General features: G+C 54.6%; 9 protein-coding genes. 6 read left to right on the forward strand and 3 right to left on the reverse strand.

Going from position 1 to position 12,683, the window contains the following annotated elements:
- Positions 1-50: 50 nt before the first annotated feature.
- From ACXJJY_RS08720 to ACXJJY_RS08730, 3 genes are all read right to left on the reverse strand, one after another.
- Positions 51-692 (reverse strand): response regulator transcription factor, encoded by a 642-nt coding sequence (locus ACXJJY_RS08720; RefSeq protein WP_456387043.1) that lies wholly within the window; start codon positions 690-692, stop codon positions 51-53.
- Positions 692-2,755: a sensor histidine kinase gene (locus ACXJJY_RS08725; protein ID WP_456387045.1), complete on the reverse strand. Its 2,064-nt coding sequence runs from the start codon at positions 2,753-2,755 to the stop codon at positions 692-694. Before ACXJJY_RS08725 ends, ACXJJY_RS08720 begins: the two co-directional genes overlap by 1 nt.
- Positions 2,756-3,032: 277 nt before the next feature.
- On the reverse strand, positions 3,033-4,175 hold the full coding sequence (locus ACXJJY_RS08730; RefSeq protein WP_456387047.1) for a cytochrome c3 family protein: 1,143 nt from the start codon (positions 4,173-4,175) through the stop codon (positions 3,033-3,035).
- A 678-nt stretch (positions 4,176-4,853) separates the two neighbouring features.
- On the opposite strand from ACXJJY_RS08730, the gene ACXJJY_RS08735 reads away from it, so the two are divergent.
- The 6 genes from ACXJJY_RS08735 to ACXJJY_RS08760 all read left to right on the forward strand — a co-directional run bounded on the left by ACXJJY_RS08735 (position 4,854) and on the right by ACXJJY_RS08760 (position 12,666).
- On the forward strand, positions 4,854-5,942 hold the full coding sequence (locus ACXJJY_RS08735) for a cytochrome c3 family protein (protein ID WP_456387049.1): 1,089 nt from the start codon (positions 4,854-4,856) through the stop codon (positions 5,940-5,942).
- Between the two features lie 360 nt (positions 5,943-6,302).
- Positions 6,303-8,375, forward strand: a complete 2,073-nt coding sequence (locus ACXJJY_RS08740) for a hypothetical protein (protein ID WP_456387051.1) — start codon at positions 6,303-6,305, stop codon at positions 8,373-8,375.
- 2 nt (positions 8,376-8,377) lie between these two features.
- Positions 8,378-8,959 carry an LpoB-related protein gene (locus ACXJJY_RS08745; protein ID WP_456387053.1) on the forward strand — a complete coding sequence of 194 codons (582 nt, stop codon included), beginning with the start codon at positions 8,378-8,380 and terminating at the stop codon, positions 8,957-8,959.
- 3 nt (positions 8,960-8,962) lie between these two features.
- Positions 8,963-10,456, forward strand: a complete 1,494-nt coding sequence (locus ACXJJY_RS08750) for a hypothetical protein (RefSeq protein ID WP_456387055.1) — start codon at positions 8,963-8,965, stop codon at positions 10,454-10,456.
- A 3-nt stretch (positions 10,457-10,459) separates the two neighbouring features.
- Complete coding sequence (locus tag ACXJJY_RS08755; RefSeq protein ID WP_456387057.1) at positions 10,460-11,056, forward strand: hypothetical protein; 597 nt, start codon at positions 10,460-10,462, stop codon at positions 11,054-11,056.
- Positions 11,017-12,666 (forward strand): peptidyl-prolyl cis-trans isomerase, encoded by a 1,650-nt coding sequence (locus ACXJJY_RS08760; protein WP_456387059.1) that lies wholly within the window; start codon positions 11,017-11,019, stop codon positions 12,664-12,666. Before ACXJJY_RS08755 ends, ACXJJY_RS08760 begins: the two co-directional genes overlap by 40 nt.
- Positions 12,667-12,683: the final 17 nt, after the last annotated feature.

The following is a 12,683-nucleotide window of genomic DNA, read 5'->3' on the forward strand; positions in this document are numbered from 1 at the left end:
CCCTGCGGTGGTTCGATATTCAAACGTAGACAGTGCCACATTCGAAGTATTTACAGCTCGGTCAGTCCCTCGCGGATGGCGTACTTCACCAGTCCGGCCACCGACGAGATGCCCAGTTTGTCCATGATATTACGGCGCCGGGCCTCAATGGTTTTGACACTGACATTGAGCTTGGAGGCAATCTCTCTGGTGGAATACCCCTCGGCCAGGAGCTGGAGAACCGCCCGTTCACGGGTGGTCAGGTTTTCTTTTTTGTTGGCACTGAGCAGATGCTGGCGGTAATCATTGATCACCGTATGGGCAACCTGGGGACTCAAATAGGTTTGGTTGTTACATACAGCCTGCACGGCATTGCTGAGCTCCTTGAAGGCACATTCCTTGAGCAGAAAACCGGAAACTCCGGCCTGCAGGGCACCGTTGACAAACCGCTTGTCGGCATGCATGGAGAGAATAATCACTTTGCAGCGCGGATTCTCGTCCACAATCTCGCTGGCCGCGTCTATGCCGTTCATTTCCGGCATGGACAGGTCCATGATCACCACGTCCGGCTGCTTTTCCCGTACCAGTTCCACGGCCCTGCGGCCGTTCTCCGCCTGGCCGACCAGCTCCAGGCCATGCTGCCTCTCGATGAGCAGCGACAATCCGTCACGAACGATCTTGTGATCATCGGCAATCACTATTCTGATCGGCATTACTCCTCCTTTTTGTCGTGTTGATCCATACCTGTCAGCGGAACAATCAACCTGATAACCGTGCCGCTGCCTTCAGCCGACTCGATACGCATACTCCCACCTATGTTCATGATTCGCTCCTGGATCGAAAACAGGCCAAAACCCTCCGGCCCTTCATCCGCCTTTACCTCTTTGGCAGCAGGATCAAACCCCGCTCCCTGGTCCCGCACTTCCACCTGCAGGCAAAAATCCCGCTGGTGTACCTGCACCCAGGCCCGGTCGGTTCGGGCGTGCTTTACCACGTTCATCAGTAATTCACGAATGGCGCGGAAAGTAAGGGTCAGGACAGGAGAATCAGTATATTCAGTCAAGGGATCACACTCGGTCTCGACCTTGAGCCCATACCGTTCATCCATGATTTCCACCAGCCATTCCATGGCTGCACCCATGCCCAGCTCATGCAGCACGGGCGGACAAAGCTCGAAAGTCAGGGTACGGGTATCTTCCAGAGTCTGACGAAGAATCTCGGAAACCTGAAGCAGCTGCTCCTTGATTTCATCGATATTTTCCGCCTCCATGACCGAATCAAGGAACATTCGCGAGACTGACAGGGACTGACCGATCCTGTCATGTAAATCAACAGCTATCTGCCGCCGCTGTCGCTCTTCCACGGCCAGCAGCTCTGAAGAAAGCGAACGGAGTCGTTGCTGATAGTTTTTAAGCTCTTGTTCGTACTGACACCGCTCGCTGATTTCCTCCTGGAGCAGGGCATTGATTTCCAGCAGCTCCATGGTCCGGTTATGGACCAGTTTCTCAAGCCGGGTGGTGATCTTGCGCAGGGAGGCCTCGGCTTTGCCCCGCTGCTTGACTTCTTCGGCCAGCCAGACGCTGACCTCCCACAGGTCCAATTTGTTGTCCTTGTCCCTGGCCGCGCCCTGGATCAAGCCTTTTCCTCTGTTCTTCTTCATGTCGGCCAAAAGATTCTGGTCCGGAGGGAGTTCAACCACACTGCGCAGCTCGGCTCCATTACCAGGGTTACGTCCATCCGACTTGGCCATCAAGGTGGCCAGGTGGAAAACCCTGGAGATGGAGTGGACCACCCGCTTTTGGAACAAAAGAATCAGAAACAGGGCCAGGATGCCGGTGGCGATATTTGAAAAAAGAACATAGTTGAAGATCATTCTGGTCCGGGGCGAGATAAAGCGATCCACAACGGCCTGCAAAACGATAGTCGGTCGGCCCAGGTAGTCGGGAAACAGGGTATAAACCTCCAGGTGATCATCGCACTCCCTGAAAGCATAGAGAGCATCACGCAGAAGAGCAACCACGACCTCGCTCCTATCGGGTCGACTCTGAAGATCTGAAAGCAGGAGGATACGCAGGTTCACCCTTGTCTGATCCCTGAACCGCTCCTCGATCTTGCGGTCAATAAACCGGCCAATCACCAGGGTCCCGACCCTGGTTTCCTGCTGATGGCCGAAAAATACCGGCCGTGAAGCAACGATCATCGGCCTTCCTGAAGCCACAATAATACCGGCAATAGAACCGGAAGCCTTGGTGTGGGTCAGCAGGGGATGGTTTGCCGGGAGCCCTTTTGTCGAAAATTCAGGTATCTGAAGCTTATCCATGGTCTTCAGGTCAACAATCCGTGACCAGACCACATTGCCGGACCTGTCATAAAATATGATCAAATTAAGTCGGCTGTCCTGAAAGGTGAAGTCGCCAAGGTTCGCATCGATGTATTCCTGGTAGGGATCCATGATAAACCGGGCGGTCTTGTCCCACGAGGCCAGGTCCAATGCCTGAGAATCAAGGACCTCTATCTCTTTTTGCAGCGTGACGACCACCCTTTCCATGTCTTTTCTGGCAATTTCCCGCTCCAGCCGCTCGTTGGCAGGGACTACCACGTTCCGGACAATAAAGAGATTGGCCAGCGAGAAACCGGTTACCAGAATAAGAAGGCCGACGATGAACTGGATACGCAGTTTACGGATCTGTTCATTGATCTTGCGATGGACAAAGGCAAAGGAGGACTGGTTGCGGTGTTGATTTGGAGCTGCCTGTTTTTTTTCAAGCGAAAGCATCACCGGCGCTGAATCAGGGTATACGGGGGGATTGAGGTGCGGAAAGTGTTCCGGAACCCGGTCTTATGAGTGTATCATGAACAGTATCTCCTTGACCAGCGGTATCTGTGTTCTTCCGAGAGATGAAAAGGGTGGGAGCCCCTGACCTTGACCGGCAAAAAACGTTGACGCCTTGATGCTGGTGGACGACCACCCGAAACAGTAAGCGTTCCGATCGGCTCCAGGGGTAGATGAGCAGGCGGGCCGGGAAAACCGGGATCCCGGCCCGAGGCTCTTGTCAGTCTTTGGTGGTATGGCAGGCGAAACATCCCGCCGTGGTGGCAGCCTGTCCGCCACCGGCCACCATCTGGGAGTAATCCCAGCGCAGCATTGAGCTGTAATTGCTGGCATGGGCCACATGACAGGAAAGACACATGACCGCGTCACTGCCCGGTGTAACGGTTCCGCTGGAGGATGCGGGCACTGCCCCGGTTCTGGCCACAGGAGAGCCTGGGTCATACACAGTATACTGGGCATACTCGCCGGTCGCAGGCAGTGAGAGATCGGTGGGATGCCTGATAAATGGAGACATGGTGTCCGTGCCGATACCATCGGAGGCGTTGTTGGCTACGGTGTGAAAATTACCGTGACAGGTGGCGCAGAACTGGCTCATGGTCCCATCCGGAGGCGCCACCCCGGCACCATCACTGGTATGACAGGACGAAGCATTGCTGCATCCCAGAGCCACTGGTGCGGTGAGGCCGAAGTACTCGTTATGACTGGCCGCCGAAACTGTCTCTTCCCAGTCCCCGCTTTCAAAGCCTTTGACCCCCATGAGAAAACGGTAACTGTCAGCAGGCTCGGTCGGGTTTGCCAGCTGTCCATCCACGTTGTTGTGGTGGGAGCCGCCTATGCCATTGCCCTTACTGGCATACCGGTACCCGTGGCAGCCATTGACACCGGCGCAGGTCAGGTTGCTGGTATTGACATTGATGCCATCGTCGTGTCCATAGAGCACGATGCCGCCCGGAGGGGCGTAGAGGACAGCATCGGTACCGGTCAGTGGGCCGATGTTGTGGCCCTTTCGATCCGAGGCGCCACTGCCCTTGAGGCCGGATATATAGGCGAAATTTCCTCCAGCCAGATCAATCCCGCCGGTATGCATGACCTGCGGCATGCGATCCGTACCGAGGTTGACGACCGCGGTTGAGCCGCCCTGGGCATGACATCCCAGACAGGTCCCGCGAAGAAGATTGTTGTTGGGCGAAGTGTTTGCGTCAAACGTCATGGGACTGCCCCCCTGACTGTTGTGCATGGTATGACAGTCGCCGCAGTTACCCTGAATTTTTGCTGACACCGGAGTTGATATCAAAAATACACCGAGCATCACCGAGGCCATGACCACAGTCATGGACAACCGGCCTTGTCCTCCATCCATCATGGCTTTCCTCCTTGCACACTGGTGGTGCCAGTGTTCAGGCACCGCTGTTTTCCTCCTCCTGTTATACTGATGATTATATCAGATTCAGAGGAAAAAACAACGGACGATACTCGGCTTCGGGAGCTTGCCGGGCAGGAGTGGCCTGTTCCGGGAGCACGAAGGCCAGGCCGATAAAACAGCGGCACCTTTTGGTCAGTCGTCTGTCACGACCAGTACCATCCGGTTAACATGGGGTAATTAAAGAGATTTTTTTTCTGTCAGGGCAAGGGCCGGTCGCGGGCGTCCATTGTTTCTCCGGCAAAGGGCAGGAAAAGGTGAAGGCGAGGCAGGGTCACCCATGGATAACCAGATGTCAGGCCTGGTTTTCCCGGGCCGGGACGAGGGAGTTGGAGTCGTAAAATTAGGGAAAGGATAATCGCTTTTTTGCCTTTCTCCCATGATTTCCGGAAAAACCACACTGTGTCAATAAAAGTGTTGATTTTCTCTTGTCAAAAAGCCGGATGACTTTTAATATGTAAGTAAGGAAGAGGAGTGAGACGATTCAGTCTGACAGTTAAAGAGATCCTTCTTTTAACTCTGTGCAAGCGCAGCGCCAGGGTTTTCAGGCAACAAAACCATTGGTCGCAGTTGGAGGGAGGATAAGACGCTGAGCTTTTCGCTTAAACAAGGAGGAACATCATGAAAGGTATCGCACACGACGGCAGGATCAAACTTTTGGTGCTGGCAGGAGCAGGGTTACTGTGTCTGCCGGCGCTTTCCCTGGCCAAGGTGACAGGGCAGTGTGCCCAATGTCACACCATGCACAACAGTCAGGGGGGCAGCCCCATGGCCGTAGATGCGGCGGGTACATCTCAGGCGACACCAAACAGTGTGTTGCTGGCAAAAGGTTGTGTGGCCTGTCACACCGGCACCAACGACGGAACCAACAACATCCCTTTTGTCAACTCCACCACCGCTCCGACCTATGGTACGGATGGTACCGGTGCAACCACCAACACACTGGCTGGCGGTAACTTCTACTGGGTTTCGGCAAGCGGTGGCGCCACTGACGCCGCTGGCCATAACGTGGCCACCGACGGTCTGGCGGGAGCGGACACGGCGCTGGGGAACACCCCTCCCGGCGGTAGTGCGCTGTCCAGCCAGCTGACCTGTGCCGGTGTCACCGGTTGTCATGGTGATCGGAGCGCGACCAGCGATTTTGCCGCTATCTCCGGGGCCCATCACGGTAACGATGGCACCATCGATGGCACTACGGTTGCAACCAGTTTCCGCTTTCTTAATGGAGTTGTAGGGCTGGAAGACAGCGATTGGGAATATCAGCCCACCGCAACGGCCCATAACCAGTATTATGGCGTTGATCGGACCACGGAAGCAAATGCGGCCGGGACCATCAGCAGCCTCTGCGCCCAGTGTCACAATGATTTTCATAACGGGACCGGCAATGTGGCTGGCTCTGCATGGGGGAGCCCGTGGGTCCGCCATCCCACCGATTTCGACATGGGGAATACGGCTGTCGGCTCCGAGTACCGTAATTACGGTGGCGCCGGGGTTAACGCCTACGTGGTCTCTGCCCCTGTGGCCAGTGCCGATTACAGTGCGGTTAAATCGTCGGTTACTTTTGCCGATGACACCATTGTCACCTGTATATCCTGTCATCGGGCCCATGGCACTCCCAATGCAGATCTGCTCCGCTGGGACTACAGCCTCGTCGATGCCGGCAGCGGCAACACGGGCGGATGTTTTGAGTGCCACACCACCAAGAACTAAGCGTATTTCCTGATACGCCGCTTGGACTCCGGCAAAACAAGCCACCCCTTCCTGCCAAGGCTGGAGGGGGTGGCTTTTTTAGGGCACGATTTCCGTAACCTGCTGCTCGTTTTCGCTGGCCACATCAGCTGGTGGGCAGAACATATTCAGCCGTAGCCACCAGCCGGCACGCAGTACAGGGCCGTTCAGGTGCTGGAAAAAGCTCGCCGGAGGAGCGCTCTCTCGCCTTGCGCTGCAATCGTGACCAGGACGCATACCGATATCAACTCCGGATTATCCGGGCCGGAAAGCGACAGTAGAGGTGTCTGCCGCCGACCTGAATTGTCTCTGGCAATGCCTGCAGGAAGTCTATTCCTGTCCATGCTGTTTTTTCTTATCCTCGACCTGGGCATATTCTCATGTCCACCTTCTGCCCATTCAGAACTTCTCGGGCTTGACGCATCCTGGAGGCTCAGCGAAACCGGGCAGGACGACCAGGACAGGGTCAGCTCCCTTGGCCAGAGGTACCATGCGCAATGGAACCCCCGTATCAGTGATGCCATCACCCTGGACACCAACATTAATTACTCCCGAACCTGGACCGCTGGCACCGGCGTATATGAAACCCTCTCTCCCACGGCCAATTTTCTGGTCCGTAACGATCTCTTTCAGGCCGAGCTGAACGGACTTGTCAACCAGACCACCAATGTCGAATCACAAAAACAGACCGACCAGACCTGGGAAGCCTCGCTGACCTCCAACTGGCAATACGATTGGTGGCCTACTCTATCCGTTTCCCATGGCCAGAACTACCTCAGCGACGATGAAACCATTCACCTGGTTGACAACGACCGTACCTGGACGGAAATAACCGCTGGCTGGCGGTACGGCGGGGTCAACTCATACTACTCGTATTACCAGCAGGAACGGAACGACTCGGTCGAAAATTCGACCTATTACGAAAAAAAACACTTCGGCCGTCTGGAGTACAGTCGCATGCTCTTCGATGATCGGGGCCAATTTTCAATCTCCGAGCAAATCACTCACTCGACCACGGATTTCTCCGCCATCGTGGCAGCAGGTCAGACCATTGATATTTCATTGACCCTGTCCCAGGGGCTGGCCGGCGTGGACGACACTCCCGAAGACTCCAGCCTGCCCGCAAACCCGGCCCTTATCGACGGTAACTCCAACACGGTCGCGTTTACCATAACCCCGGGCCAGGAGGTCAACCTCGGCATAGGAACAGATTACCAGCGAGTCGATCTCCTCCATGTGTACACCACACAGCTTGATGCCACTTCCGTGAGCCAGGTCGCCGACTTGCGCTGGGACCTGTACACCAGTGATAACGGGACAAACTGGCAACGAGTTCTTGTCAATCCTTCGACGTCTTATAATCAGACAGACAACAGGTACGAAGTGATCACCGGCGGTATACAGGCCATTTACATGAAGCTTGTGGTTACGGCCTGGCCGGCCACCGCCGATATTCCGGTCACTGAGATCACTGCCTTCAGGACAGTAACCTCGACCGGTGACAACGTGACAGACTTCCAGCGCCAGGAAAAGTATCTGACAGATTTGAATTTCCGCTTTGATCCCTCCGTGAATACCCGGTTCTCCTATTCCCTGGTCTGGGACAGTTCCAAATTCAACCTGGGCAATGACCGGACCCGTTTCTTTCAGTCGGCAAGTTTCAGCTGGCAGCCAAGCAGGTACTTCGCGCCTACCCTGACGGTCAACAATACGGATACAATCAACTCCGACACCACCGATACCACAACCCGTTCATATGGGCTCAACATTCGTTCATCTCCCACGGAAACCCTGGACACCAGCCTGAGCGTCACCCGTAACGAGAACTACCAGGATGGCACCAGGCAGTCCAGTAATCACACCATTACGCTGCTGACCTCCGCCGTCCTGTACCCGGACCTGGAGTCCTCCCTGGACATAAATGTTTCCTTCAACAAAAACGAGGCAGACAAGGCAAACACAGAGGAAACTTTCAGTGTCCGCTGGAGCTTGACAGCACGATTACGTCCCGGCCTCACCGCTGATCTGGTCGCGGATTACGCCGGTAATTCCCTTGACTGGTCGGCCATAACAAGCAATACGGACTCAGGAGGAAAAGCGACTCTCAATATCAACTGGCGGCCATCTGACCTGGTTTCTTTCCAGATGAATGGTTCCCAGGGTTACGGCAACCAGGAGGACGACAGTCAGAGTCTGCTGTTCGACTCCAAGTTCTCCATTCTCCGGACAAGAAAAACCCAGGTTACTGTCGGTTACCGGACCAACTGGAACCAGGAAGCCACCGACCACAGCCTGAACACCAATTTAAGCTGGAATATCAGCCGATACCTGACCCTGCAATCCCTTGCTTACTACCGGTTGACGGACGACCAAAACAGCTGGGCCATCAATGCCAGCCTTACAGCCAGGTTCTGATCATGAAAAAGACGATAATCTACTCAGTACTTTCTGTTCTGTTTCTTCTGCTCCACGGGTGTGCCACTATGGAATCAACGAGCACAACAACATTTGTGCGCGAGGGGGTTGACCTGGGATACGTAACCAGGGTTGCGGTGCTACCCTTTGAAAACAACACCCAGGATGACTTCGCCGCTCAACGGATACGCGACATAGCCGCGACCCAGATTCTTGCCATGGGCGTCTTTGATGTGGTGGACAAGGGAATCGTCGATAGTGCCCTGCAGGAGTTGGCCATCGACCAGGACACCCCGCTGGACGCTCCGCTGGTGAAACGGCTCGGACAGAGACTGGGGGTCCAGGGCCTTATACTTGGAACCGTCAATGGTCTTGGGGAGCGGCGCCAGGGCTCGTTCAGCTACCCGGAAATTTCCCTGACCCTGGAATTGCTCGATACCACCTCGGCCCTGGTGCTGTGGAGGGTGAGTGACACCATGAGCGGTTATTCTCTGTCGGACCGCCTTTTTGGCCTGAACCCGCTGGATTCTTTTCAACTTACTGTCAATCTCCTGAAAAATATGCTGTCCACCATTCCCAGGTAAAAGATGAGAACCCGGGCACACATACTGGTCCTTCTGCTCTGTTTTGCCATTATGTGGCCGCTGCCGGGCAGGGCCCAGACCATAGCTCTTTTTCCGCTGCTGGACCTGTCCAGGGGTGCCAACGGGGTCAACATGGAACTCACTGCCCAGCTGCGCCGGCATCTGGAACAACTTGATTTTGAACTGGTGGATGAAGAAACGATCATGCGCTTCCTCGTCCGTCACCGGATCCGGACTCTGGGGCGTCTAACCAGTTACGAAATATCCCTGGTGAGAAAAGAGCTGAAAAGCGAGTTCACAATTATCGGTACAGTATGCGAGTTGAAAGACAAGCCCGGCCCGGCCATCAGCCTGAGCCTGCAGATGATTCGTACGGCAGACAGGACCACGGTCTGGTCCAATGTCCTGGACCTCTATTTTGCTGACAAGCTCACCCTGCTGGGACTTCACGACCCGAAAGCCCCGGTCGACCTCTACGAAGACCTATTCTCCGGCCTGCTTGACTCGATCCCGGTCAAAAAATTGCCGGTCGTTGCGGAAAGCAGGGAACTCAACATGGACTCTGTGGAACTGGCACCGCAATACGCCCGGCCGGGAGAAGATATCTCCTGTAAGGTCAAATTGTACCGCCAGCAGGTGGAAAACCCTGTTCATCCTGTTCTTGTCGCCAGGGTAGGGGACAGTGAGTATCCCCTGCTCCTGGACGAGGAGAAGTACTACTTTACCGCCACCTGGCCGGCCCAGCGGGAAGGAGGCCGATACGCGGTGACCCTGGATGTCCGTTGGCCTGATGGTTCCTCGCAGAGCCTGTTGATCGGTTCCTACAGTGTGGATACCGATCCTCCGGAGGTCAAGCTCAACCTGGTGGCCAAAAAGATGGACGGAGAGCTCTATTTCAACGACAAACTGATTATTATCCCCAAACTCCTTCACCCGGAGCCGGTGGTCCGCTGGGAGATCATGGTCCTGGATGACCAGGATGAGGTCATTGTCCTCCAGGGCGCCTCCGAGCATATCCCAAGACGATTGACCTGGCGGGGTAAAACCAGCCTTGGCGGGATGGCGCCGGATGGCGATTATCGCATTGTCTTCAGGGTGTGGGACCGGGCCGGACGGGAATCCTCGGACGAGGCCTGGGTCATCTATCGTCACCAGCCACCCGACATTGTCCTGGAGGTTACAGAAGAGACTGGACAGCTTCTTGTTGATGTGGATAACCTGGAGTTGACACCCATTGAATACTGGTGGATGAAATTCTTTGCCCCTGACGGGCGGTTACTCGAGACGATTGAAGGCGAAGAGTTGCCGACAACCGTGGTCCTGAACCTGACAGGAAAAGAAGAGCGCGCCGGTCCCATTGAATGTATTATCATGGCGCAGGACATGCTTGGCAACAAAACCCGGCACCGGGTTCGCGATCTGCTGCAGCTGCGGCCAATGGAAGAGCCGGAAGACGAAAATATCGAAATGGAAACCGAATGGGTGGAGGAGTTCTGAACCGTGACCCTTCATCTTCGTCCGCTCATACTGTGTGTTCTGGTTGTCCTTGGTGGTTGTGCCCGCTCGGGACCAACACTCAATGTGTTTGCGCCGCTGCCGGAAAACGCATCGTGCAGAGTGGCCCTGCTGCCGATATCCAACAAAAGCAACTACCCCCAGGGCGGAAATATTTTCTATAAAATTTTTATCTCCGAACTTGTGGCGTCGGGACCATGCAAAATTGTTCCGGAAGGTGATATCCTGGAACTGTACCAGGAGCTGATGATCTATCCCGGTCAGTTGCCGACCAGGGAGCAACTGGAAATTATCGGAGGACGGCTGGGGGTGACAATGTTCATCAGCGGTGAAATCCTTTCCATGAAGGAGCCTCGAAGAGGGGTCTACATGGAACCGGAACTCTCGCTGATCCTCAGGCTGTACGATGGCGGAACCGGAGCCTCCCTCTGGTCCACCTATTATCGGCGCCAGGGATCACAGTACCATACTGTCCTGCATCTTGGGCGTATAAACACCATTTCCGGGCTCTCGAAACGTATGGCCCGGGAAATAATAACTCTATGGCAACAGAAAGGACTCGCATCATGCCCTACACCCTGACCCGAACCATCCTCATTTGCTGCATCACTCTGCTGATGGTCATCTCTCAGAGCCAGGCAGGTTGGTTCCGGGACGACACCCTGGTCACCATCGACCGGGAAAAATATACTACCGACGATTTCATGACCTGGTGGGAAAACTGGCGGGAAGAGGACCAGCAACTCCCCGCAACTCCGGATCCCTTTATCGACTGGACCCTGTTGTACCGGGAAGCGGAAAGAATGAAGCTGTACGAGGATCCGGCCTATCGTCAAAAAGTGCTCACCTTTCTCAAGGCCAGAACTCTGATGATGCTCAAGGCCGAGGAGGTCGACCGGAAAATCGATGTCAGCGACGAGGCGATGTGGCAGCGCTACCAGAAGCAGTACGCGCCCATGTATCAGTTGAATATCCTCTTCTTCCATACCCGGGAAGAGGCTGAAAAGGTTATCGGGAAGTTTGAGAACGGGGTGGCCGCTGATGAAGAGTTTTCCAGTCTGCAGATCGGCAAAGAAGGACTGGTATCCCTGCAGACCAGGTGGTACAGGCCGGTGGGTGTCAATCCGGAATGGCTTGAAATTATTCACACCCTCAAAAAAGGTCAATTTTCTTCTCCTGTGGTGTGGCAGAAAGGCTTTGTCGTCCTGCGGCTGCAGGACAAAAAGGAAGGCAGCAAAGAAGATTTTGCTCAGGTACGAAAGTCGATAAGGGACGTTCTCTGGAAAGAACAGGAATCTGTCCGCACCAGGGAACTGCTTGAAAAACTGAGAAAAAAATATAAGGTAACCATTGATCAGGAAAAACTGGACGGTCTTGACCTCAATGCTCCTGACGAGTCTTTTGGGGACGATCCAGTAATATCCACAGACCGCGGATCCGTGACCGAAAAACAGTTCATGGCCCAGGTTCGCCGATTGCAGCGCTTCAGGCAGCAGAACGGCTTCAACCAGGACAGCGATTTTGATTTCAAAAAACAGGTCTTAAACGGAATAATCGATCAGACCCTGACCACCTGGGAAGGGCTTGCCCGTGGCTATGAGAAAAAGGATCCCTTGAAGGGAGTTTATACCTTTTACTGCCAGCATCGATTGATCAAAAGTCTCGAAGAGCGGCTCTTTGTCCCGGAAGCACGGGTAACAGAAGAAGAAATTGAAGAATACTACCGGGATAACATAAAAGAGTTCACCCAGCCGGAAATCATCAAGATGGCCATTGTCGAAGGGACCCAGGACTCTCTCACCGCTTTGTGGACCGAAGTGGCGATGGGAGGAGATTTCATGGAGGTGGCCCGGGAGCGCCTTGGCCACCCGGTTCCGGTACGTGAGATTCCGTACAATCACCTGGAACCGGAAGTCAAAGCTGTGGTCGATAAGCTGACAAACGGTGAAGTCAGTCCGGTCTTTACGGTCAAGGACCATGTGACGATGCTGCAGCTGGTGGAAAGAAAACCGGCCAGGGCAATGTCGCTTACCCGGGTTAAAGAACATATCCGTGACAAGCTCTATCAGAAAAAGCTGGCCGCAGCCAGAGAGGCCTTCCTCGCCAGGTTGCGGGCTCAGTCCACTATAGAGGTCAATGACAAGGTCTGGCAGAAGCTAAGAGAAGAAATGGAAGCGACCGATGAAAAATAGAATATCCGCAAAAGATT

This window comes from Desulfolithobacter sp., assembly GCF_054025815.1.

Excerpts from the sequence above, each read along its gene's own strand:
- ACXJJY_RS08750 (WP_456387055.1), top strand. The coding sequence starts at position 8,963 with ATGAGAACCCGGGCACACATACTGGTCCTTCTGCTCTGTTTTGCCATT.
- ACXJJY_RS08740 (WP_456387051.1), top strand. The coding sequence starts at position 6,303 with ATGCTGTTTTTTCTTATCCTCGACCTGGGCATATTCTCATGTCCACCT.
- ACXJJY_RS08730 (WP_456387047.1), bottom strand. The coding sequence starts at position 4,175 with ATGATGGATGGAGGACAAGGCCGGTTGTCCATGACTGTGGTCATGGCC.
- ACXJJY_RS08720 (WP_456387043.1), bottom strand. The coding sequence starts at position 692 with ATGCCGATCAGAATAGTGATTGCCGATGATCACAAGATCGTTCGTGAC.
- ACXJJY_RS08735 (WP_456387049.1), top strand. The coding sequence starts at position 4,854 with ATGAAAGGTATCGCACACGACGGCAGGATCAAACTTTTGGTGCTGGCA.
- ACXJJY_RS08760 (WP_456387059.1), top strand. The coding sequence starts at position 11,017 with ATGGCAACAGAAAGGACTCGCATCATGCCCTACACCCTGACCCGAACC.
- ACXJJY_RS08725 (WP_456387045.1), bottom strand. The coding sequence starts at position 2,755 with ATGCTTTCGCTTGAAAAAAAACAGGCAGCTCCAAATCAACACCGCAAC.
- ACXJJY_RS08745 (WP_456387053.1), top strand. The coding sequence starts at position 8,378 with ATGAAAAAGACGATAATCTACTCAGTACTTTCTGTTCTGTTTCTTCTG.